Origin of the sequence: Nostoc sp. (assembly GCF_036917465.1) — a bacterium.
GTDB lineage: Bacteria > Cyanobacteriota > Cyanobacteriia > Cyanobacteriales > Nostocaceae > Nostoc.
The window spans coordinates 42,788-64,836 of record NZ_JBALDL010000073.1 but is presented as its reverse complement, the minus strand read 5'-3'; the positions used below and the strand labels follow the sequence as shown (position 1 = coordinate 64,836).

22 protein-coding genes are annotated in these 22,049 nt (G+C 43.1%); 13 read left to right on the top strand and 9 right to left on the bottom strand.

What is annotated here, in order from left to right; genetic code table 11:
* The first annotated feature begins 311 nt into the window (after positions 1-311).
* Both V7K38_RS17630 and V7K38_RS17625 read left to right on the top strand, forming a co-directional pair.
* Positions 312-854 carry a phycobiliprotein lyase gene (locus V7K38_RS17630; protein WP_334859675.1) on the top strand — a complete coding sequence of 181 codons (543 nt, stop codon included), beginning with the start codon at positions 312-314 and terminating at the stop codon, positions 852-854.
* A 267-nt stretch (positions 855-1,121) separates the two neighbouring features.
* Positions 1,122-1,475: an RNA recognition motif domain-containing protein gene (locus V7K38_RS17625; protein ID WP_334859673.1), complete on the top strand. Its 354-nt coding sequence runs from the start codon at positions 1,122-1,124 to the stop codon at positions 1,473-1,475.
* 179 nt (positions 1,476-1,654) lie between these two features.
* Here V7K38_RS17625 and V7K38_RS17620 read toward each other — a convergent pair whose 3' ends face one another.
* The 3 genes from V7K38_RS17620 to V7K38_RS17610 form a co-directional block, all read right to left on the bottom strand.
* Positions 1,655-2,953, bottom strand: a complete 1,299-nt coding sequence (locus V7K38_RS17620; RefSeq protein WP_334859671.1) for a Rid family detoxifying hydrolase — start codon at positions 2,951-2,953, stop codon at positions 1,655-1,657.
* A 160-nt stretch (positions 2,954-3,113) separates the two neighbouring features.
* Complete coding sequence (locus V7K38_RS17615; protein ID WP_334859670.1) at positions 3,114-3,545, bottom strand: NUDIX hydrolase; 432 nt, start codon at positions 3,543-3,545, stop codon at positions 3,114-3,116.
* A 20-nt stretch (positions 3,546-3,565) separates the two neighbouring features.
* Complete coding sequence (locus tag V7K38_RS17610; RefSeq protein WP_334859669.1) at positions 3,566-3,703, bottom strand: hypothetical protein; 138 nt, start codon at positions 3,701-3,703, stop codon at positions 3,566-3,568.
* A 35-nt stretch (positions 3,704-3,738) separates the two neighbouring features.
* Here V7K38_RS17610 and malQ point away from each other — a divergent pair, with 35 nt between their 5' ends.
* Positions 3,739-5,247, top strand: a complete 1,509-nt coding sequence (gene malQ, locus V7K38_RS17605; protein WP_334859667.1) for a 4-alpha-glucanotransferase — start codon at positions 3,739-3,741, stop codon at positions 5,245-5,247.
* A gap of 145 nt (positions 5,248-5,392) precedes the next feature.
* Here malQ and V7K38_RS17600 read toward each other — a convergent pair whose 3' ends face one another.
* Together V7K38_RS17600 and V7K38_RS17595 are read right to left on the bottom strand one after the other, a co-directional pair.
* Positions 5,393-6,205: a helix-turn-helix domain-containing protein gene (locus V7K38_RS17600; protein ID WP_334859666.1), complete on the bottom strand. Its 813-nt coding sequence runs from the start codon at positions 6,203-6,205 to the stop codon at positions 5,393-5,395.
* Positions 6,177-6,992, bottom strand: a complete 816-nt coding sequence (locus V7K38_RS17595) for a pseudouridine synthase (RefSeq protein ID WP_334859664.1) — start codon at positions 6,990-6,992, stop codon at positions 6,177-6,179. Before V7K38_RS17595 ends, V7K38_RS17600 begins: the two co-directional genes overlap by 29 nt.
* A 258-nt stretch (positions 6,993-7,250) precedes the next feature.
* On the opposite strand from V7K38_RS17595, the gene V7K38_RS17590 reads away from it, so the two are divergent.
* Complete coding sequence (locus V7K38_RS17590; protein WP_334859662.1) at positions 7,251-7,964, top strand: LmeA family phospholipid-binding protein; 714 nt, start codon at positions 7,251-7,253, stop codon at positions 7,962-7,964.
* 86 nt (positions 7,965-8,050) lie between these two features.
* Here V7K38_RS17590 and V7K38_RS17585 read toward each other — a convergent pair whose 3' ends face one another.
* Entirely contained in the window at positions 8,051-8,932 is an 882-nt protein-coding gene (locus V7K38_RS17585) for a phosphatidate cytidylyltransferase (protein WP_334859683.1), read from the bottom strand.
* A gap of 198 nt (positions 8,933-9,130) precedes the next feature.
* On the bottom strand, positions 9,131-9,733 hold the full coding sequence (gene cbiT / locus V7K38_RS17580; protein ID WP_334859661.1) for a precorrin-6Y C5,15-methyltransferase subunit CbiT: 603 nt from the start codon (positions 9,731-9,733) through the stop codon (positions 9,131-9,133).
* A gap of 96 nt (positions 9,734-9,829) precedes the next feature.
* Between cbiT and V7K38_RS17575 the strand changes: the two genes are divergently transcribed.
* From V7K38_RS17575 to tatA, 4 genes are all read left to right on the top strand, one after another.
* The gene (locus V7K38_RS17575; RefSeq protein WP_334859660.1) at positions 9,830-11,233 is read left to right on the top strand and encodes a serine/threonine protein kinase; all 1,404 of its coding nucleotides are present in this window, start codon (positions 9,830-9,832) and stop codon (positions 11,231-11,233) included.
* A 210-nt stretch (positions 11,234-11,443) separates the two neighbouring features.
* Positions 11,444-12,526, top strand: a complete 1,083-nt coding sequence (locus V7K38_RS17570) for a DNA-methyltransferase (RefSeq protein ID WP_334859657.1) — start codon at positions 11,444-11,446, stop codon at positions 12,524-12,526.
* A gap of 131 nt (positions 12,527-12,657) precedes the next feature.
* A complete protein-coding gene (locus V7K38_RS17565) occupies positions 12,658-12,831 on the top strand; it encodes a hypothetical protein (RefSeq protein ID WP_334859656.1) in 174 nt (57 codons plus the stop codon).
* 168 nt (positions 12,832-12,999) lie between these two features.
* Positions 13,000-13,173, top strand: a complete 174-nt coding sequence (gene tatA, locus V7K38_RS17560) for a twin-arginine translocase TatA/TatE family subunit (RefSeq protein WP_334859681.1) — start codon at positions 13,000-13,002, stop codon at positions 13,171-13,173.
* A gap of 113 nt (positions 13,174-13,286) precedes the next feature.
* Here the strand turns inward: tatA and cphA are convergent, their stop codons facing one another.
* Together cphA and V7K38_RS17550 are read right to left on the bottom strand one after the other, a co-directional pair.
* A complete protein-coding gene (cphA, locus tag V7K38_RS17555; protein ID WP_334859654.1) occupies positions 13,287-15,992 on the bottom strand; it encodes a cyanophycin synthetase in 2,706 nt (901 codons plus the stop codon).
* A 370-nt stretch (positions 15,993-16,362) separates the two neighbouring features.
* Positions 16,363-17,226, bottom strand: coding sequence for a cyanophycinase (locus V7K38_RS17550; RefSeq protein WP_012412065.1), 864 nt, complete (start codon positions 17,224-17,226; stop codon positions 16,363-16,365).
* A 537-nt stretch (positions 17,227-17,763) separates the two neighbouring features.
* Between V7K38_RS17550 and trmD the strand changes: the two genes are divergently transcribed.
* The 5 genes from trmD to V7K38_RS17525 all read left to right on the top strand — a co-directional run bounded on the left by trmD (position 17,764) and on the right by V7K38_RS17525 (position 22,030).
* Positions 17,764-18,468 (top strand): tRNA (guanosine(37)-N1)-methyltransferase TrmD, encoded by a 705-nt coding sequence (gene trmD / locus V7K38_RS17545; protein ID WP_334859652.1) that lies wholly within the window; start codon positions 17,764-17,766, stop codon positions 18,466-18,468.
* Between the two features lie 45 nt (positions 18,469-18,513).
* On the top strand, positions 18,514-18,999 hold the full coding sequence (gene ispF, locus V7K38_RS17540) for a 2-C-methyl-D-erythritol 2,4-cyclodiphosphate synthase (protein WP_334859650.1): 486 nt from the start codon (positions 18,514-18,516) through the stop codon (positions 18,997-18,999).
* Between the two features lie 63 nt (positions 19,000-19,062).
* Positions 19,063-20,844 (top strand): ABC transporter substrate-binding protein, encoded by a 1,782-nt coding sequence (locus V7K38_RS17535; protein ID WP_334859649.1) that lies wholly within the window; start codon positions 19,063-19,065, stop codon positions 20,842-20,844.
* An 84-nt stretch (positions 20,845-20,928) separates the two neighbouring features.
* The gene (gene larB, locus V7K38_RS17530; RefSeq protein WP_334859648.1) at positions 20,929-21,717 is read left to right on the top strand and encodes a nickel pincer cofactor biosynthesis protein LarB; all 789 of its coding nucleotides are present in this window, start codon (positions 20,929-20,931) and stop codon (positions 21,715-21,717) included.
* Positions 21,718-21,823: 106 nt separating this feature from the next.
* Positions 21,824-22,030: a hypothetical protein gene (locus V7K38_RS17525; protein ID WP_334859646.1), complete on the top strand. Its 207-nt coding sequence runs from the start codon at positions 21,824-21,826 to the stop codon at positions 22,028-22,030.
* The last annotated feature ends 19 nt before the right edge of the window (positions 22,031-22,049 follow it).

The following is a 22,049-nucleotide window of genomic DNA, read 5'->3' as shown; positions in this document are numbered from 1 at the left end:
CGGAGGAACAGGCATCAGTCAATATGCCATATGTTTCGGGAAATCATATTTCCTAGTTACAAGCCCCATCCCCTCGTGGGTGGGGCAGTTGACTCTACCGTAGCTACTAATTTTTACCGATGTTTACTATTTCATTAAGAATATTAAAGATTTATTACTTTATTATGTCTATAATGTAGTGGAAAACACTATTTCTTCTTACCCCCTTTGCGTAATATGGCAACTAACAGGGCGATAAGTACCATAGCAACAACATCAAGAATGAACTTGTTTCCCAAAAATATATTTACATTATGTGAGGAAGGTAAGGCGTGACATCTTTGTTCAAAATTGCACAAACCACTGATGAATCACAGATTTCTGAATTCTTTCAGGAATCAGCAGGTAAATGGCGATCGCAACGACGCTACTACACCCTACCAAAGGGAGAAACTAAGGAGATAGAGAGTATAGTTACAATCAATTTTCTAAAGCAGGGCTGTGATGAATTGCAAAAGCTAGCTCAGATGCACGATTTGTCTGATGTAGGGAGTTTAATTTGTGGTGCAGCAGTTGTCTGGGAAAGTACGGATTTGCTCAAGACAAAGAAAGAATCGCAAGGTTCAACAATATTTGGAGTGAAGGGAAATATCTTGTACCGCGATCGCGGTTTTGCTATATCTAAACCAGTCACCGCCCAGTATTATTTCTCCAACCCCAAAACACTGTGTTTGCGAACTGAATACAACGGTTCAGTATTTGAAGAAGAGTTAAAGCTAATTGGCAGTCAATATCGCACCAGGCAGACTATTATCTCTCGTGCTGGTGAGCAGTTGATGATTGGTCAATATTTAGAAAATAGAATAGAGAGCTAGTTTATCGGGTAGATGTAGATAGCAGCTATAGCCTCACCCGTTTTGGAACTACCCAGCACCTAGCTATCAACTTGTAATATAACTTTTTATAACAGTTTTTAAAGCTTTCCCCTAGAAAGTAAGTTGTCATGTAACAATGGGGAGTGAAATGAGAATTAATTCGGCGACAGTGTTTGATTTTAGTATTGACAGGCTTTTCCCTTTTGGTATTACAGACTTCTCTCCGAAATCTAAATCTCTACAAACTTATGATTTTGGAGACATTTAATGTCAATTTACGTTGGTAACCTCTCCTATGATGTTACACAAGATGCGCTGAGTACTGTTTTTGCAGAATATGGTTCTGTAAAGCGTGTTCAGTTACCTACTGACCGTGAAACAGGTCGTTTACGCGGCTTTGCTTTCGTGGAAATGAGTTCAGAAGACGAAGAAGCCAAAGCCATTGAAGCCCTTGATGGTGCTGAATGGCTGGGTCGTGACCTTAAAGTGAATAAGGCCAAACCCAGAGAAGACAGAGGTGGAGGTGGTTCTTTCGGTGGGGGTAATCGCGGCGGTGGTGGCGGCGGCTACAACCGTGGTGGCGGTAGCGGTGGCGGTGGCGGTGGCGGTGGTCGCTACTAAGCTAAATAATTTAGTTTAATCTAGAAAAGGCTCAGGCATGAATGCTTGAGCCTTTTTTATCAGAGTGGCCTGATGAAAAATCATTTTCCATCGATTGTTGTTCAATTTCCAATAGCTCAAGGCTCCACCTTTTAGATTAACCTTCCCTTAAACTCTCAATCTGAAGATGTATGTTGAGACTAACCGCTAATTACTGCGATCGCATCAATTTCTACCAACACATCTTTAGGTAAGCGTGATACCTGCACACAAGCCCGCGCTGGCGCTGTATCTTCGGGGAAATATTTAGCATAAATGGCATTCACCGCCGCGAAATCATTCATATCAGCTAAAAATACGGTGGTTTTTACCACATCTTGAAAAGTCGCTCCGGCTGCTGTGAGGATGGCTTCAAGGTTAGCTAATACCTGCTCAGTTTGTTTTTTGACATCATCAGTGTAGACGACATCACCAAGGCGGGGATCGATGGCAATTTGTCCAGCTATGAAGACAAATTGACCTGAAGCTGCGATCGCTTGATTATAAGGGCCGACTGGTGCAGGTGCGTTATCAGTATGAATTACTTTACGGGTCATAGATATTAGTTTGTTTAACGATATTTCCTGTTTACCGATTTCTGCTTCAGCTGCGATCGGTTTATAGACTTCTCCATCTGGCATTATTGCACGACTGAAGTCAGCATCTTCAATTAACCACCCATAAGTAGCAGCATCAGTCAAGTCTGCTCTAGTCAAATTGGTTTCCCTCAAATTTACCTTTCTCAAATCTGCTCCTTGCAGAACTACTCTCTCCAGATTTGCCCTTTGGAGACAAGATTGTCTGAGGTTTGCCTGTGCAAGATTGGCTCCAGCCAGATCAGAACCAGCCAGATTTAAGCCTGATAGATTAAATTTCTGTAAATTTACTGCTTGCAGTTTAGCACCCTGTAGATTTGCCTTTTGAAAGTTTGCGCCCTGTAAGTTAGCTCGACTTAAATCCGCTCCTACTAGGGAAATTTCACTAAAATCTACACTACTAAGTGTTGCATTACTCAAATCTGCTCCTACTAAGGACACTTCTCTCAGTTTTGCATTACTCAAATTTGCATTACTCAAATTTGCCTTGTCTAAGTTGGCGTGACTCAAGTTTGCACTACTTAGATTTGCTCCACTTAAGTTAACACTGCTTAAGTTTGCACCACTGAAGTTTGCTGACGGCTGTATTACATGGCCGCGATCGGTAATAATTGCTGTACCATTCACCTCACTAAAATTTGCTAATGATAGGGATGCTTTACTGAAGTCGGTTCCGTTAATTATTGCCTTTGTCAGATTTGCCTGACTTAAATCTGCACCTTTAAAATTTGCACCAGTCAAGTCAGCATTCGATAAGTCTATTTCAATCAGGTCTGTATTTCTGAGGTCTACATTTTTCAGTACTACTCCCTGAAAGTTCCGTTGTCCTGCGGCATATTTCTCCAACAGTTCCTCAGCATTCATAATGCACCTTTAAATACCACTGACACAGTATAATCACAAAAACTTTGTGTCACAGATATTCCTCTCTTTTCTTCCTTAGCGCCCTTTGCGTCCTTTGCGGTTCGTCCGTCCCTCTCCCCTCTTCTCTCCGCGCCCTCTGCGCCTCTGCGGTTCGTCCTTCCTACCCCAACCTTGCACGTATCCCATAATGCCGATATTGCCAATAATCGCGCAGAATGCGATCGTGGTCAAAACATAAATTACCAGGCACACCCCAATACTCAAAAATCCCTACACCCTTAGCATCATCCCCAGCTACAGGTTCCCCCTTCGCTGTTGCTAAAAACACAATACTAATCGTATGCTGACGGGGATCGCGATTAGGGTCAGAATACACCAGTAATTGTTCAACCAACTCCACCTGCAAACCCGTTTCTTCCTCAGCTTCCCGCCGCGCCGCCACTTCCACAGCTTCCCCATAATCTACAAAACCACCAGGAATAGCCCAACCTAAAGGAAGATTATGTCTTTCAATTAACACTATTGGCCGATGAGGTCGATCTACTAGTTCAATGATGATATCAACTGTCGGTGCAGGATTTCGGTAAGTCATATTTATTAGTCATTGGTCATTTATCCTTTGTCATTAGTCAAAGGACAAATGACAATCAAAACGAGTTTACTTGATTTACCGTGCAAATACTGTTCCGTGATAAATTCGATGCGATTGACTTTGCCACTGCCCCTTGGGCGATCGCATCGTCTCTCCATCAGACAATTGCTCCCTCTCATAATTCAGGTTACTTATGCCTTTTCCTAGATCCAGTGGTATTTTGCTGCATCCTACATCCTTTCCTAGTCGATTTGGCGTTGGAGATTTAGGCTTAGAAGCCTATCGCTTCATCGATTTTCTTAAAGAGACCCATCAACAATATTGGCAAGTTTTACCCCTTGGCCCCACTGGATACGGTAATTCCCCGTATATGTGCTACTCAGCAATGGCAGGAAATCCTCTATTAATCAGCCCAGACAAACTGCGAGATGAGGGTTTGCTAACTGAAGAAGACTTTGCTAATTTACCAGGATTTCCGGTAGAAAAGGTAGACTTTGAACAGGTTGTGCCGATTAAGATTGGGCTACTCAAAAAAGCCTGTGAAAACTTTAAAGCAAATGCTACAGACATCCAAAAAAACGAGTTCGCAGGTTTTTGTGACAGTAAAGCCTATTGGCTAGATAATTACGCCTTATTTATGGCGCTGAAAGATGCCCACGAAAATGCAAGCTGGCATACATGGGAGCCAGAATTTGTCAAGCGCGAACCCGAAGCATTAGCTCAGGTAGAGCATCGGCTCAATGGGGAGATTTTTTATTACAAGTTCGTCCAATTTGAGTTTTTCCGGCAGTGGTCAGACCTGAAAGACTACGCCAACATGCGCGGTATTGACATTATCGGCGATATCCCCATCTATGTAGCTCATGATAGTGCCGACGTGTGGGCGCATCCCGATATCTTTTGTTTAGATGAAGAGACTGGAGAAGCCGCTCAAATGGCGGGAGTCCCACCAGATTACTTTAGTGCCACAGGTCAATTGTGGGGCAACCCGGTTTATAACTGGGAGGAATTGCAAAAACAAGACTTTAAATGGTGGGTACAGCGCTTTGAGGCAATGCTGGATTATGTAGATATAATTCGCATTGACCACTTCCGAGGCTTCGAGGCTTATTGGTCAGTACCCAAAGGCGAAGAAACTGCGATGAATGGTAAATGGGTGGAAGCACCTGGAGACGCTTTTTTTGAAGCGATTAGGCAGAAGTTGGGCAAGCTACCCGTCTTGGCGGAAGATTTGGGAGTAATTACAGCAGAGGTAGAAGCGCTGCGAGATAAGTTTGAATTTCCTGGGATGAAGGTTTTACAGTTTGCCTTTGGTTCCGATCCCGCTAATCCGTTTTTACCATTCAATTACCCGCGAAATGCTGTAGTTTATACTGGCACTCACGATAACGATACAACTGTAGGCTGGTTTAATTCAGCTAACGACAACGAAAAGCATAACTTATGGCTTTATTTAGGTTCTATCAGTCCTGAAGGCATCCAGTGGGATTTAATTCGCCTTGCTTTGAGTTCCATAGCCAACCAAGCGATTATTCCCTTGCAAGATGTTTTGGGATTAGGAAACGAAGCGCGGATGAATTTTCCCAGTGTTGCTGAGGGGAACTGGGAGTGGCGCTATCAACCAGAAGCGTTGAGACATGAATTTAGCGATCGCTTAAAAGTTCTTACCAGACTTAATGGACGCGCCCCGGAAGCTCAGTAAGGATTAGGAGACTGGGGACTGGGGACTGGGGACTGGGGACTGGGGACTGGGGACTGGGGACTGGGGACTAGGGACTAGACAATATTCTTCATTCTTCATTCTTCCCAATGCCCAATGCCCAATTCCCAATTCCCAATTCCCAATTTCAAAACTTAGGTTTTGCAGCAATCCTAACCTCTTCTTCTTTTCCGGGTTCTCCCATCTCCTTGGCTTTCTCTTGATTGACGCTCATCAATACACCGCCTGCATTATCAGTTTTCACTGTCAGTTGCTCTTGAGCTTTCCAAATCCGGTGAGTTCCCTCTGGGAGAATACCCTCAAACTCGGTTTTGCCATCGGCTACTACGCGAATCCAGGATGAGGCTTTCAAAGTGACACCAATTTGTACAACCTGTCCCTGTTGTCCACCGCTAGGGGGATCGCTCACCGGTTGAACTTTTAGTGAATCTTTTGGTTGGATTGGTTCTGGTTTAACAATAGACTTTTGATTTATTGGTTGGTTTTGGCTATTACTTGCTTGTAGTACCGCGTTATTTAATAACTGAGATAAGCCATTTACAGAGCATACAATTAGCAATATGTAAAGAAAGTAAAGATGAATCGGACGTAGTTGATTAATGGGTAAAGTATTCCCCATCCCTTGGGGGTTCACTTGTGCAGAACCGATCGGAAAAGTGCCAGAAAATTCTACTCCATTCAAGCCTAATGCATCGGCAAATTGTCTAATCAAACCCTGAATATAGACTGGTTCTGGCAGATCGTTTAAATTGCCTTCTTCGATCGCTTGCAATAATCGCTGGGGAATTCTGGTTAATACAACCACTTGCTCTAGAGATAGTCCTTGTTCTTGACGCAACGCCCAAAGTTGAGCGCCCAATTCTGCCAGCTTTTCGGTTCGTTGTTGCTCTAATGAAAGTGATGGCTGATGATTATTCTTCTTCTTTCTTAGCCATTTCATGCCTACTGACACTCCTTAACTCCGCTGAATCTTTAATAGGTTGCGTTATCTGATCTTGCAAAAAGCGAATCTCACGATTATTGAGGGAACGATATTTACCCTCTGACAATAAGGGTTGTTTTGGAGTTTGTAATTGAATAGGGCCAATAGCAGTTCGATGCAGCTTGATTACTGGGTATCCTAACTGTTGAGCTATCCGGCGAATTTGGCGATTTCTTCCCTCCTGTAACACTATTTCTAAAAAGCTTTGCTCGGCACGATGTTCTATTAGGTGTACCTTAGCAGCCCTGGTTTTTCTTCCTTCTAACACCACACCCTCACGCCACATTTGCAGTACTGCTTCTGGGGGATGTCCTTTGACCAAAACACGATATGTTTTGGAAATGCTGTGGCGGGGATGAGTTAGTCCAAATGTCAGATTTCCGTCATTTGTCAGGATTAATGCTCCTGTAGAATCTGCATCTAAACGCCCAACTGGGTGAATCCCTGAACCCTCGCGTAATTCTTTCGGTAGTAAATCCAGGACTGTTGTTCTTCGGTGAGGGTCGTAGCAAGTCGAAACTACTCCCGCAGGTTTGTGCAGCAATAGATATATTAAAGCTGGACGCTGCTTTTCGGATACACTTTTTCCATCAATTGCGATCGCATCTTTTTGGGGATCAACTTTTTGACCTAAATGTGCTAATACCCCATTGATTTGCACCCGTGAGTGCCTAATCATTTCTTCTGCTTCACGACGTGAGGCGATGCCCCATTGAGCGAGAATTTTTTGTACCCTTTCCTCCATCTGGAATTGCTTATTTACTGTTAACAATTAAATGATATTTGCATTTTGTAGCGAGTAGGCATAAATGTTACATTTAAGACTTGTTTAATTTCTTAAAACAGAATTCAGGAGTCAGGAGTCATAAGTCAGAATTCAGCAATGTTTTCTGTGCTTCTGCCTGATAGCATCGGTAGCGAGTCCAGCAACGTCTTAATTCTGACTCGTGAATTCTTTTTTAAGTTCGCTTGTTGAGCAAATACTCATAAACAGATTGGTTAGATGCCAGAGCAAAATTCCCAAACGACAAGTGCCAATAAAATCCGCATAATTACGCAGGTACTCACAAAAGCCCTTAAGCTCTGGTTGAGAGCGCAAGTGAGCCAAATATCTAAATTAGAAGTGGAGATTAAAGCCAGCGATCGCCAACTTCTCTCTGGACGTATCCCTTTGGTATCTATTTTTGCTACTCATGCAGTTTATCAAGGTCTCCTGATTACACAACTTCAATTAACGGCAGAAAATATTCAGATAAACATTGGTTCCATACTTAAAGGTAAGACTTTAAAGCTGTTAGAAACAGTACCCGTGGTTGGCGATTTGATCGTAGATGAGAAGGATCTGAATGCTTCTCTCTCATCTGACTTATTATCGACTGCTTTGAGCGATTTGCTGGTTAAGGTTTTACCCACATATTTCCCAAAGTCACAACCAATTAATTGGCAAGAAATTATCCTTGACAACAATCAAATTATACTGCGAGGTACGAAAGTAACCAACAGTGAAATAACACCTTTAGAGATTCGTCTGAGCTTAAATTTACTCAGTGGGCATGAGTTGCAAGTAGCACATATAGAAATTAAACCCGAACAAGGAGATATATTAGAGGGCGATCGCCAGTACAATCTGGATCTTGGCTCAGATGTCGATATCCAAGAACTAACGCTGATCCCAGGTAAGCTAGTGTGTCGGGGGCGGATTAACGTTAATCCTTGATGATGAAAAATAAAAAAATATCCTATCCTAATGTGAGTTCCACAGGATGAATTGACTGTGATAGGTGGTTAAGATGCTACACGTTTCTATAGTAGCGGCAACAGTAGTGTCACAAAATAATAAACCAAAGGTGCTGTGAAAATATAACTATCAGTCCGGTCTAAAATACCACCATGACCGGGAATTAATTGTCCAGAATCTTTGACTCCAGCATCGCGCTTGAGCATAGACTCGGTAAGATCCCCTAAAAGACTAGCAATGCCAATCAGCAAACCCAATGCTAAACCAGTAAACAGGGATCTGGGCAAGTGGAGATAATAGGCTCCTGCTATGGCTACAGCAACACTGGAAGTAATGCCAAAAACAGCACCTTCTACAGTTTTTTTCGGGCTAATCTCAGACAGACGGGTTTTACCAAAGAATTTGCCAATGGTGTAAGCGCCAATATCGGCTGCCCAAATACACAAAAAAGTCAGCATTGTTGCTGTAAAACCTTGTGGTAAGGAAGCAGAACTTGCTTTTTCCCAGAAGTCTACCCAGGTTGTAGGCCAGTAACCTCCTAAAGGGAGATTGCTAAAAACGGCACTATCAATTGCTCGTAATCGCACCCAGTAACTCGGCAAATAACCTACGTAAAATAGCCCCATTATAGAAGCGGAAACATCAGCGATCGTGGCAAATTTGGGCTGAAATAATAGGTAAAAACAGATAAGCGTGCCAGCTAAGGGCATTACAGCGTCAGCTAAACTGCCATCAATGGTAGAAATTACTAGCAAAACTAGGCTGACAGCCATAGTGGTTTTGGCGGCGGGAGCGATACCTCTGGCTCGCACCAAATTAAAATATTCCTGTTGACCCAAAAAGATGATAACCGCAAACATGATGGTAAAATACCAACCACCCAAAAGGCTAACAGATAGAGCAAGAGCGATCGCAACAATTCCACTAATAATCCGAGACCAAGGCATAGAAGTATTGGGTACTGGGGACTGGGTATTGGGGACTGGGTACTGGGTATTGGGCATTGGGTATTGGGTATTGGGTATTGGGTATTAGGTATTGGGTATTGAGTATTTGGAAAACTTTTTCCCAGTCCCTAGTCCCTAGTCCCTAGTCCCTAGTCCCCAGTCCCTAGTCCCCAGTCCCCAGTCCCTACTCCCCAGTTCCTAATCCAGTTTCTCACCACTGAGGATAAAAATTGGATCAACGGCGGTAAAGGTTTGAGAAAAGCCGCGCGTCTCTAAGCGGTTAACCGCAGACTGCACTACTTCGATATTTCTAGCCCTTAACAGAGAAAAGCTCTGAGAAATAGCATACAGACTCTCTAGATTAGCAGCTGTAGCTACAACCCGACCGGATGGTGGCAAATAATGCCATGCTGCTTGTAGAATTTCTTGGATGAGTCTTCCTCCCTCAATACAAACACGGTGAGGAGCAACCTTAAGGTTATGTAGACACTCTGGGGCGCTACCTTCAATTACTTCGACGTTTTTCACTTCAAAGCGATCGCAGTTACGCTTGATCAGATTAGCTACTTCTTCATCCCTTTCTATAGCGATAATCTGACCCTTTGGACACAATAGCCCCACCTCTACAGGAATTGTACCTGTCCCTGCACCAATATCCCACAACACAGAATCAGATTTTAGTCGTAGTTGGGCAATTAACAATAGTCTAACTTCTCGCTGACTCAGGGGAATTCCTGGCAAATGCTCGAATAATTCATCAGGAATACCAGGAGTAATATAAGGCCAAAGTTGGGAGGGCATAGAATTACGCAATTATACTAAAGATATCGATTTGCCGAAATTGAAAAGTCATAAGCTATTAAAACTTTTCAAACGTAGCATTATTAAGAAACCATAATGATTGGCGAAATATTAGCCGAACGCTATGAAGTTCAGCAGCTATTAGGAAAAAAAGCAGGACGGCGGACACTTGTAGCTCGTGATTTGAATACTCAGCAATTAGTCATCATCAAGTTACTCTCTTTTGGTGGTGACTTTGAATGGGATTCGCTCAAGCTGTTTGAGCGAGAAGCTGAAACTCTAAAATCTTTGTCACATCCCTTAATACCTCGCTATTTAGACTATTTTGAGGTAAATTCACCAACCATCAAAGGATTTGCCCTAGTACAAACTTATATCCCAGCTCCAACTCTAGAGCAATACTTAAAAACTGGGCGGACTTTTACGGAAGCCGAAATCAAACAGATAGCCAAGGCTCTTTTAGAGATTCTGATTTACTTACATGGGTTGCATCCACCTGTAATCCATCGTGATATTAAGCCTAGTAATATTTTATTGGGCGATCGCTCTGGTAATCGTGTCGGTGAAGTTTATCTGGTAGATTTTGGTTCGGTGCAAACTGTCCTAGCCACAGAAAGCGGAACTAGGACTGTGGTGGGAAGCTACGGCTATATGCCACAGGAGCAATTTGGCGGACGCACGGTTCCAGCTTCTGATCTTTATAGCTTAGGTGCAACTTTAATTTATTTAGTTACGGGTACTCATCCAGCCGATTTACCCCAAAAGGATTTTCGGATTCAGTTTGAACAAGCGGCTAATGTGAGTCCTGGATTGACTCGCTGGTTGAAGTCAATGACTGAACCGAGTTTAGAACGGCGTTTCAATTCTGCTATCGAAGCAATCGCAGCTTTAGATAAACCAGCAACGACAAACTTACCTGCTTTGGTTGGAAGCAAACCAGACGGCAGTAAGATTCAACTAACCAAAAATGGGGATTCTCTAGAAATTATTGTCCCACCGCCTGGTTTGAATTCATCAATATTATTTACAGGTGTATTTGCGATCGCCTGGAATTCATTTATCCTGGTTTGGACAATTGGCGCTCTTTCGGCCCCTTTTCCTGCCAATATCCCCTTTGCTTTGTTCTCACTTCCTTTTTGGAGTGCTGGCTGTCTGATGGTGTATACATTTATCTTTAGTTTGTTTGGACGCATCTGTTTACGCCTAAATGCAGAACAAATTGCCCTAAGCAGGGAGTTGTTTAGTTGGAAATTTGAGCGTCCCCGCCCATCCCCAAGGAAAAGTGTTAATAAGTTGGTTTACATTCCCAAATACTTTACTAAAGACTCTGAAGGCAATAGAGTTGATGTTTCAGCACAATTATATATTTGCTCAGGAGTACAAAAATATCAGATTAGTGGAAACGATGTCGGTATTAAATCCGAAGTAGAACTTGAATGGTTAGCTCACGAATTAAGTGAGTGGTTAGGTTTGCCAATTACCAATCCAATGGGAAGTTAGTTGAGCTAGCGATCGCTTTCTTTGCTCAACGTGTCCAGTTCTGTATCAATCAGACTCGATATACATCGTATGTAATACTGTGGCTGATACTTGGTAGATTTCTCTATTCATACAGCAAAGTGAGCAAAAAAATAGCTCCAGTTGGAAAACTTATGCTTTTATGGATGATACTGTCTTCATCGACCGTACAATTGTACTAAGCAAGTTTAGATGAAACTTAACTGTAACCCCTACTACGAAACAAAATTTGGTGCTGCTTATTTGGGAAACAGCCTAGATTTAATGAGACATATTCCCGACGAAAGTATCGACCTAATTTGTACTTCTCCACCATTTGCACTGGTTCGTAAAAAAGAATACGGAAATGTTGATGCTGATGAATATGTTGAATGGTTTAAAGATTATGCGGCACATTTTTACCGTATTCTTAAACCAACAGGCTCACTAGTTATTGATATTGGTGGCAGTTGGATTAAAGGAATGCCAGTTCGTTCTCTTTATCATTTTGAACTGGTTATTGCTTTGTGCAAAGCAAAAGAAAAAGGTGGACTGGGATTTTATCTGGCACAAGAATTATATTGGTATAATCCAGCAAAACTACCCACCCCTGCCGAATGGGTAACAGTCCGTAGGGAAAGAGTTAAAGATTCGGTAAATACAATTTGGTGGCTGTCAAAAGAACCGCATCCTAAAGCTAATAATAGAAGAGTTTTAAAGCCTTATAGTGATGCAATGAAAAACCTTTTGAAGAATGGCTATAAACCCAAAATTAGGCCATCAGGTCATGATATTTCTGATAAATTTGGCAAGGACAGAGGGGGAGCTATTCCCCCAAATATTATTGATGGACGTTGTAGTACAGACAAAGAAGAAATAGGGCAACAGACTCTTATAAAAGAAACTTTATTTGAAGATTTAGTCCAGCCCGTAAATTTGATTTCTGCCTCAAATACTGCTTCCAACGATTATTACCAAAGGCGTTGCAAACAAAAAGGTTTTAAGCCACACCCGGCAAGATTCCCTCAAGCTTTACCAGAGTTTGTTATCAATCTTTGTACAGAACCAGGTGATATTATCTTAGAACCTTTTGCTGGTTCTAATATGACAGGTCGAGTTGCAGAAACTTTACAAAGACGCTGGTTAGCTTTTGAGATTGATGAAAACTACATCAAAAGCTCAAAACTGAGATTTGAAGAAAATTCACCTTTGGTTGTTGAACCTCCAGCAGATTTACCAGCAATAGCCATAGAAAATGCTGATAATAACCAGTCAGTACAGTTAGGACTATTTTAAATAAGTCGCTCTAACTAATCATTTTAAGGAAATTGCAAAATGGAGTCTAATAAATTAAAAAGGTTTACTTATGGACATCAGTTTGAACCAGCAAAATTCTCTTTAGTTGAAATTCTGGAATTATGTAAAGAGTGTCAACCAAGTCGGGACACACTAGAAGCCAATATTGCCCTTTCGACAGAAAGGCTAGGCGAGTCTTTGCGAAGAAAGAACTTGATGTGTCTGACGAAGAGTTAAATGAAATTGAACAGCAAGAAGATTTGATGGCTGAAGCTATCGAAGATGAAATAGATGATAAAAGTTGAGATATTTATTTGGCGATATTAGTATTGCTATATGTAAAAATGCGGTACGCATTCATTTTATTTATACCCTGATTATACAAGAGGGTCGAGTGCTTATCAATGGCCAACTCATCGGATTTGAGCCATCAATGTTTATATTTAATTACAGATGCGTTAGAGGAAATGTCTATGTTTGGACTAGGATGGCCAGAAATCGCTGTAATTACCACAGTCGCTATTCTAATTTTTGGCCCTAAAAAAATTCCCGAACTCGGCACTGCACTGGGCAAAACCCTACGAGGTTTTAAGGAGGAAATGAAAACCCCCAGTGATGAAACTAATCCAGAAGACGAAAAACAATAGTCAAGAGTCGTAAGAATTCGTAATTCGTAATTGAGAGCGCACAAGCTCCCACTCATTGCAATTACGAATTAGTGATTATTGGGTTATTTTTATTTTTGACTCTTGACTTTTGACTACAGTAGTGTATTGACTACAGAAGAAGGTGCGATCCCATTTTGGGAATCGATCGCAGTTGTGCCAGTATTTTGTTGATGTGTCTCTTCTTTCGCTAAACCACGCAGCTTAATTAACTTAATAGCCCTAGTCACACTTTCTGGTAAAATAACCACCAGACTGTTATCAGGAGCCATATCTAAGCCTTTATTAATCGCTTGGGTTTCATCCAAAATTGATTCATAGCGGCTATCAGGCTTCACCTGGGTGATGCCTTGAATAATCAACTGGGCGGCTGAACCTCGTAAACGTCCCCGTGTGTCATCATCTTCTTTAACAATGATGTAATCAAAAATTTGTGCTGCTAATTTGCCCAAAGTAACAAAGTCTTCGTCGCGGCGATCGCCAGGGCCACCAATTACACCAATTCGTTGTCCTGTAGTCCAGTTCTGTACAAAGGAACCTACAGCTTCGTAACTGGCTGCGTTGTGGGCATAATCTACTAAAGCGTGGTAGTTGCCTAAATTAAATAAATTCATTCGTCCCGGCGTTTGACTAACTGAAGCCCGGAAAGTCTTCAAACCAGCACGAATCTGCTCAATTGTGACGTTCTGCACGAATGCAGCCAAACTTGCAGCTAAAGCGTTGGCAATCATAAACGGCGCACGTCCGCCCATTGTTAAAGGTATATTTTCCGCTCTTTCTATCCGATGTGTCCAATCACCTTTAACAATTGACAAATAGCCACTTTCATATACTGCGGCCACTCCACCCTTTTGGATATGCTTTCGCACCAATTCCGAGTCGGGGTTCATTGTGAAGTAAGCAATATTAGCCTTAGTTTTTTCTGACATAGCGGCGACGCGGCGATCGTCGGCGTTAAGTACGGCGTAGCCATCAGGGAATACGGCTTCCGCTACTACACTTTTGAGGTTAGCTAACTGGTCAATAGTCTCTATATCGCCTATTCCTAAGTGATCTGCGGCTACATTTAAAACCACTCCGACATTTGCGGCTTCAAAGCCCAATCCAGAGCGGAGAATACCACCGCGAGCCGTTTCTAGTACCGCTACTTCCACTGTGGGATCTTGGAGAATAACATGGGCGCTTTGGGGGCCTGTGTTGTCGCCAGCTTCCACTAAGTACTCACCGATGTATGTTCCATCGGTTGTAGTATATCCAACTACCTTCCCAGTCTGTTTATAAATATGTGCTAGTAGTCGTGTAGTAGTGGTTTTCCCGTTAGTACCAGTAATACTGAGGATGGGAATTTGGTTAGATTGCTCGTTGGGAAACAGCATATCCATCACCGCACCGGCGACGTTGCGGGGAATACCCACGCTTGGGGCGACGTGCATCCGAAAGCCAGGAGCAGCGTTAACTTCGACAATTACGCCATCCACTTCCCGCAGAGGACGACCAATATCTGTGGTAACAATATCTAGTCCGGCGATATCCAAACCGATAATCTTGACTACCCGTTGTGCTAACCACAGATTTTCTGGGTGAATTTCATCAGTACGGTCTACGGCACTACCTCCGGTGCTTAAGTTTGCCGTTGCTCTGAGATAACAAAGGGTTCCTTTGGGTGGCACACTGTTGAGGGTATAACCTTGTCTTTCTAAAAGTTGGTAGCTGGTGCGGTCTAGTTCAATCTTGGTCAGGACGTTATCATGTCCTTCACCGCGATTCGGGTCGAGGTTTGTTTCCTCAATCAGTTCGGAGATGGTGGATCTGCCATTGCCAATGACGTGAGCCGGGACACGTTCAGCTACTGCGACTACTTTGCCATTTACTACCAACACCCTGTGGTCGCGCCCAAGGTAATATCTTTCGACGATAATTGACCGGGAAACCTGTCTAGCAGCTTCATATCCGGCTTCCGCTTCTTCCCAAGTTCTGATGTCAATCGTGATCCCGCGTCCATGATTACCATCGACTGGCTTAAGGACGATGGGATAGCCGCCAACGTATTCAATAGCTTGTTCTAAATCGTCTAAGAAGTTGATTACCGTACCTCTGGGTACTGGCGCACCAGCCGCAGCCAGGATACGTTTCGTGGCTTCTTTGTCGCAAGCTAGTTCTACGCCTAGAATGCTGGTGTTGTCAGTCATTGTGGCTTGCATCCGCTTCTGGTTCACGCCGTAGCCTAGCTGAATCAAAAAGCGGGCTTCCAGAGACATCCAGGGAATACCTCTTTTTTCTGCTTCTTTGATAATTGCTTCAGTGGAAGGGCCTAATGAAGCATCACGGGTGAAGTCTTTCAGGTCTTGGATATCTTGCTCTAATTCTGCCTTGGGATAACGGCCTCGATCGACGATACTCTGGCATAGCCTGACTGCGGCTCGTCCAGCGTAGCGTCCCGCTTCCTCATTCTGGTACTCGATTACTACTTGATAAATTCCGGGTGTGGCAGTTTCGCGGGTGCGACCAAAGCCAACATGCATACCAGCTAATTCCTGGAGTTCTAGGGCTACGTGTTCTACGATGTGGCCAATCATAGTGCCTTCTTTGACTCGCATCAGAAAACCACCACGACAGCCGGGCGAACAATAATGACCCTCCAGACTCGGCAGCGCCTCAACTAGTCCTTCATAAAAGCCAGGGATTTCATTCGAGGGCGACTCGGCAAGGGTTTCTAAATCGAGGCGCATGACGATCAGCTTGTGGCGTCGAATGCTCCAATAGTTTGGGCCGCGTAAGGTCTGGATCTTGAGGATTCTCATGGGAATAGGTAGATGGAGATTCGGAACTAAAATTCTAGTTTCTTACTGAAATTGACCGCTAAACTGTTCGTTGCAAACAGTTTTTTCTTTTTACATAGTATTCTCATCATTTTTCTACAACAAGAAATAAATGTGCGGTCAACCGATTTTAGATTTATGATTTTGGATTAAAAGAGACAATTAGGGTACTTAGCTCTGGTAATTTTAGATTTACGATAGCGTAGCGTCAACGAGTCATCGAGGGTTTTTTAGATTTGTTTCGCCCACTTTCTGGCAGCATCTGCCGAAAATCTCTTCTTTTTCTAAAATCCAAAATCCAAAATCTAAAATTTGTGGTCAACGTCAGTGTAACCTCAGATACTCCATCCCGTCAGCTGGATATCCGGTGTACGGCAGGCAATACGGTGCGCTGGTACAGGTGAAAGCGATCGCCGTAGCTGAGGATATGGAGACGTAAATTATGTACGGTTAATGGTTCATTAGCACCAACATGGGGTTCGTTGGTGTGGGTGGCTTCAGTGGGATCGACAATGGTGACACTGCCTTTACCCATAACTTGTAACCAACCATCCCGTTCAAATACTGCACAAGTATCTTCGTCAATGCCAATACCTAAACGATCGGGGTGAGCTGCGATCGCACTTATCAGCCGCCCCATCCGATTCCGATTGTGAAAATGTTGGTCAACGATTACTTCAGGAATAAATCCCAAACCCGTTGCCATATCGACTAGGGAACGATTTGGCGATTCTCCACTCCCGCCACCAGCAATCATGTGATGCCCCATTACTGCCGCTCCTGCACTTGTGCCTGCTAACGTCAGTTGCCCTGCCCTTACTCTCTGCCGAATAATTTCCATTGCTGGCGTATCTGCTAATACGCCACAGAGACGCAGCTGATCCCCTCCTGTCAAAAATACTCCACTACAGGCTTCTAAGGATGCTTTGATTTGAGAGGCTTCACACTGTTCGCGTTCGCGGATGTCTAAAATCTCTACCTTTTGGGCACCCATTTCTTCAAAAATGCGAATGTACCGACCACCAATGATGGCTGGTTCACGAGAGGCAGATGGAATAATTGTAATATAAGCCTTACTAGCACCGGCACGTCCAAAAAAAGTTCGTAGGATTTCGCGCCCATGAACTTTGTCTTCTGCGCCTCCGATAACCAGAACGGCGGTTTTAGTTGCTTGGGGTGTCCTCATTTCTAGCGATTTAGCTTGTAATTGCGGCATTTTGTTTCTCCTGTCAACAACTTCAGGTGAATTTAACAAGGTTTAGAAGCCTGGTGATTTTTGCGTTTTACTTCTTCGAGAGGACACTTTTTGGAAGTTTTGAAACTGGGCAGCCACTCTCGAAATTCTCGCTTAACGCTCACGTTGCCTCAGTTTAAACGTGTTTGTTCCCATTCCTCAAAGCCAGGTACTTGTTTTTCACCTGTCCACTTGCAGCAGGGCAAAATAGTCTTTTTGGGGCTAGATTCCCCTTCTGGGGCTGGGGGCGAGCAGTTAAGACTACGCTTGTTTCTGAGGCTGGCTCGATGCATCCTGGAAGTTGTTAACTTGATATGATTATTAATTTAAATGTACTTGTGACAACATTTAAACATAAATTAAGTAATTAGAAAAACTTTTGATCCCATCTAAAATCCAAGAGGTCTGGTAGTTTTAGATACTATTGATAAAGTTTAACTGGAGTTTGACTCGACCTTGGCTTGGCGATGTTTGCTAAACATCCAAATTTAAGATTAGTGTCCTTGAATACGAATAACTGTGCGCTTTGATATAGTTACACTTTTTCCTGACTGTTTTAACTCTGTTCTCAATTCGGGATTACTGGGTAAAGCTTTAGCTAAACAGATTGCCGAAGTGCATCTGGTTAATCCACGGGACTTTACCACTGACAAGCACCGGAAGGTCGATGATGAACCCTACGGCGGCGGCGTTGGGATGTTAATGAAGCCAGAGCCGATTTTTAATGCTGTGGAGTCGCTGCCGATTCTGCCCCGAAGAGAAATAATTTTGATGAGTCCACAGGGGCAAACAATTAATCAACCTCTTTTGAAAGAATTGGTGACAAATTATGACCAGTTAGTAGTTATTTGCGGACATTACGAAGGAGTGGATGAGAGGGTGCTGCATTTGGTAACTAGGGAAGTATCTTTAGGCGATTTTATTCTGACTGGTGGGGAAATTCCAGCAATGGCTTTGATTAATGGTGTAGTCCGACTAATACCAGGAACCGTTGCCAAAACAGAGTCTCTCACCGCAGAAAGTTTTGAGGAAGGGTTATTGGATTATCCCCAATATACTCGTCCTGCCAATTTTCGCGGTTTGAAAGTGCCTGATGTTTTGCTCAGTGGCAATCATGCCGCGATCGCCAAGTGGCGTTACGAGCAACAAATTCAAAAAACCCGCGATCGCCGCCCCGATCTCCTAGACGAATGGGAGCAGGGGGCAGGGGGAGCAGGGGAATGAATAATCATTTCTAACTCCTGACAAATGACAAATGACAAATGACAAATGACAAAAATTCGTATTGGTAACGGCTACGATATTCATCAACTGGTGAGCGATCGCGCTTTGATTTTAGGTGGAATTGAAATTCCCCATGAACTGGGTTTATTGGGACATAGTGACGCTGATGTATTAACGCACGCGATTATGGATGCCATGCTTGGGGCATTATCTTTGGGGGATATTGGTCATTATTTTCCGCCTAGCGATGCTAAATGGGCGGGGGCAGATAGTTTAGTACTATTAACTCAAGTACATCAACTAATTCGGGATCAAGGTTGGGAGATAGGAAATATTGACTCGGTGGTAGTAGCAGAACGTCCCAAATTAAAGCCGCATATTAACAACATGCGCGACAAACTAGCCGCAGTTTTAGAATTAGAACCAAATCAAATTGGCATCAAAGCTACTACCAACGAAAAATTAGGCCCCGTTGGACGTGAAGAAGGGATATGTGCTTATGCTGTTGTCTTGCTGGTTGCTTCAGAATGACTTTGGTTTTAGCCTTTGATAAAGATATTCAAGACTGATTAGAATGGAAATAAATTTGAAATTATGAAAATTTTTAGAAAAATATTTCTGGAAATTAAACGTTTTTGGTTGCCAATAATTTTGATTTCAGCAACAGCACTTACACTTACTGCATGTAACCCCACTAACTTCAAAAGTGCATCCGCTAAAGTGCCGCAATTGGTAAACGCCATTCTCAGCGATCCCAAAACTTTTAATTATCCTCTTAGTCAAGAGTCTCCAAATGTTTTTCCTCTAATTTACGAGGGGCTAATTACCCAAAACCCGATAACTGCTAAAGTTGAGCCAGCCTTAGCGGAATCCTGGCAAATTTCCGATGATAAATTAAAGATTGTTTTTACCCTACGCCAAGGGTTGAAATGGTCTGATGGTCAGCCGCTAACAGTAGATGATGTGGTGTTTACCTACAACGATATCTACTTTAACGAAGCCATTCCTACAGATGTGAGAGACGGCTTGAGGGTTGGTGAAAGTCGGAAGCTACCCACTGTGCAAAAAGTGGATGAACGTCGAGTTGAGTTTAGCGTACCAGAACCTTTTAGACCTTTCCTGCTGAGTACAAGTTATCCAATTTTGCCCGCTCATGTGTTGCAAAAATCGGTAAAAACGAAAGACCAAGATGGGAAGCCGATTTTTCTGACACAATGGGGCGTTGATACTCCTCCCGACCAAATTATTGTCAACGGCCCTTACAAAATAGAGCGCTACGACACGAGTCAGCGTGTATCCTTCCGGCGCAACCCTTACTACTGGCGTAAGGATGCTCAAGGCAATTCCCAACCTTATATTGAACGGGTAATTTGGCAAATTGTAGAATCTACAGATACTTCCTTGCTGCAATTTCGTTCTGGTGGATTAGATACTGTGGCAGTATCGCCAGATTACTTTTCTTTGCTCAAGGTGCAAGAAAAGCAGAGTAATTTCACCATTTATAATGGTGGGCCAACATCCGCTACATCATTTGTTTGGTTCAATCTCAACAAAGGTAAAAGGGATGGAAAACCACTAGTCGATCCGGTTAAGTCTCGGTGGTTCAATAACGTGCAATTTCGGCAGGCTGTAGCTTATGGAATTGACCGCCAAACAATGATTAATAACACTTTTCGCGGCTTAGGTGTAGCACAAGATTCACCCATTTCCGTGCAAAGCCCTTATTACCTTTCCCCTAAAGAAGGGTTAAAAGTTTACGATTATAATCAGCAAAAAGCGAAGGAATTACTACTAAAAGCAGGATTTAACTACAACAACAATCAGTTAGTAGATGCTCAGGGAAATCGTGTCCGTTTCTCTTTGCTTACCAATGCTGGAAATAAAATCCGTGAGGCAATGGGATCGCAGATTAAACAAGACTTGAGCAAAATCGGCATTCAAGTTGATTTCACCCCATTGGCATGGAATACTTTTACTGATAAAGTTTCTAACTCCTTAGATTGGGAAGGATCTTTGATGGGTCTTACTGGCGGATTAGAACCGAATGATGGTGCTAATGTATGGGCACCTGAAGGTGGATTACACATGTTTAATCAGAAACCACAAGCAGGACAAAAGCCGATTCAGGGTTGGGAGGTTGCTCCTTGGGAAGCGAAAATTGGAAATCTTTATATTCAAGCTGCGCGAGAATTAGACGAAGCTAAAGTTAAAGCAATTTATGCCGAAACACAGAGAATTACTCAAGAAAATTTACCTTTTATTTTCCTGGTTAATCCTTATGCAATGTCAGCCGTGCGTAATCGTTTTGAAGGCATCAAATTCTCTGCCCTCGGTGGTGCATTCTGGAATATTGAACAAATCAAAGTAACGGATTAGGCATGGGGCGGGGCATGGGGCATAGGGCATAGGGCATTGGTTATTTACACAGGAAGAAAGACAAATGACAAAGGACAAAAACCAATGACCGATGAAAAAACTTTGCGATCGCTACTCGTTGCGGTTGCCAATGGTAAAGTTACGCCAGATACGGCATTAGACTCACTCAAAGACTTAACTTATGAGTCTGTGGGTGAGTTTGCCAAAATTGACCATCATCGCCAGCTAAGAACTGGTTTCCCAGAGGTGATTTGGGGGCCTGGTAAAACTCCCGAACAAATTGCTCAAATTATGGAGGTGATGCGCCTCCGCAATCCGGTGGTAATGGCGACTCGCATTGAACCAGCAGTTTATACCGCACTGGAATTAAAAGTTAGCGGTTTGCGATATTACGAATCGGCGCGAATTTGTGCGATCGCTCCCCCTACCATCGAACCACAATTTCAGGGTGAAATTGCCATTCTTTCTGCTGGTACTGCCGATTTAGCCGTTGCTGAAGAAGCGGCTGTCACTGCTGAACTTTCTGCTTTTCGGGTACAACGCCTCTGGGATGTTGGTGTTGCGGGGATTCACCGTTTACTGAGTAACCGCCACCTGATAGAGTCCGCATCGGTGTTAATTGTCGTAGCGGGGATGGAAGGCGCTTTACCCAGCGTTGTTGCGGGTTTAGCGAGTTGTCCTGTAATTGCCGTACCCACCAGCATCGGTTATGGCGCAAGTTTTGGTGGTTTAGCCCCTTTATTGACAATGCTCAACTCTTGTGCTGCGGGAGTAGGCGTAGTAAATATCGATAATGGTTTTGGTGCCGCAGTGTTGGCGGGGCAAATTTTGCGAACTGCCGAGAAATTGCGGTTGGCATCGGCTGGATCTTGAGTTAAGACATTAAAGTTATACCCAAGATTTCAGGACATTATCAGTAATTTTTCTGAAAAATAAACCGATCCTGAAATTTGCCACCCCAACCTCTTAATCACCAAATATGACCCATTACAGCGATTTTATATCTCAGTTATATTGGCACTTGCCTGTAAATATGACGGCATTAGCACAAACAATTACCGATCCAAACGTCATGGGTCAGATGCAAAAAGCTTGGAGCCATTTTATACAGACAGGTCAAGTGTGGGCATTGTTGATTGGTGTAATCATTGGCTATATGATTCGGAATTTAACTAGCTACGGTTAAAGTAATTTTAGATTTTGGA

Excerpts from the sequence above, each read along its gene's own strand:
- V7K38_RS17625 (WP_334859673.1), top strand. The coding sequence starts at position 1,122 with ATGTCAATTTACGTTGGTAACCTCTCCTATGATGTTACACAAGATGCG.
- V7K38_RS17620 (WP_334859671.1), bottom strand. The coding sequence starts at position 2,953 with ATGAATGCTGAGGAACTGTTGGAGAAATATGCCGCAGGACAACGGAAC.
- V7K38_RS17615 (WP_334859670.1), bottom strand. The coding sequence starts at position 3,545 with ATGACTTACCGAAATCCTGCACCGACAGTTGATATCATCATTGAACTA.
- V7K38_RS17610 (WP_334859669.1), bottom strand. The coding sequence starts at position 3,703 with ATGGAGAGACGATGCGATCGCCCAAGGGGCAGTGGCAAAGTCAATCGC.
- malQ (WP_334859667.1), top strand. The coding sequence starts at position 3,739 with ATGCCTTTTCCTAGATCCAGTGGTATTTTGCTGCATCCTACATCCTTT.
- V7K38_RS17600 (WP_334859666.1), bottom strand. The coding sequence starts at position 6,205 with ATGAAATGGCTAAGAAAGAAGAAGAATAATCATCAGCCATCACTTTCA.
- V7K38_RS17595 (WP_334859664.1), bottom strand. The coding sequence starts at position 6,992 with ATGGAGGAAAGGGTACAAAAAATTCTCGCTCAATGGGGCATCGCCTCA.
- V7K38_RS17590 (WP_334859662.1), top strand. The coding sequence starts at position 7,251 with ATGCCAGAGCAAAATTCCCAAACGACAAGTGCCAATAAAATCCGCATA.
- V7K38_RS17585 (WP_334859683.1), bottom strand. The coding sequence starts at position 8,932 with ATGCCTTGGTCTCGGATTATTAGTGGAATTGTTGCGATCGCTCTTGCT.
- cbiT (WP_334859661.1), bottom strand. The coding sequence starts at position 9,733 with ATGCCCTCCCAACTTTGGCCTTATATTACTCCTGGTATTCCTGATGAA.
- V7K38_RS17575 (WP_334859660.1), top strand. The coding sequence starts at position 9,830 with ATGATTGGCGAAATATTAGCCGAACGCTATGAAGTTCAGCAGCTATTA.
- V7K38_RS17570 (WP_334859657.1), top strand. The coding sequence starts at position 11,444 with ATGAAACTTAACTGTAACCCCTACTACGAAACAAAATTTGGTGCTGCT.
- tatA (WP_334859681.1), top strand. The coding sequence starts at position 13,000 with ATGTTTGGACTAGGATGGCCAGAAATCGCTGTAATTACCACAGTCGCT.
- cphA (WP_334859654.1), bottom strand. The coding sequence starts at position 15,992 with ATGAGAATCCTCAAGATCCAGACCTTACGCGGCCCAAACTATTGGAGC.
- V7K38_RS17550 (WP_012412065.1), bottom strand. The coding sequence starts at position 17,226 with ATGCCGCAATTACAAGCTAAATCGCTAGAAATGAGGACACCCCAAGCA.
- ispF (WP_334859650.1), top strand. The coding sequence starts at position 18,514 with ATGACAAAAATTCGTATTGGTAACGGCTACGATATTCATCAACTGGTG.
- V7K38_RS17535 (WP_334859649.1), top strand. The coding sequence starts at position 19,063 with ATGAAAATTTTTAGAAAAATATTTCTGGAAATTAAACGTTTTTGGTTG.
- larB (WP_334859648.1), top strand. The coding sequence starts at position 20,929 with ATGACCGATGAAAAAACTTTGCGATCGCTACTCGTTGCGGTTGCCAAT.
- V7K38_RS17525 (WP_334859646.1), top strand. The coding sequence starts at position 21,824 with ATGACCCATTACAGCGATTTTATATCTCAGTTATATTGGCACTTGCCT.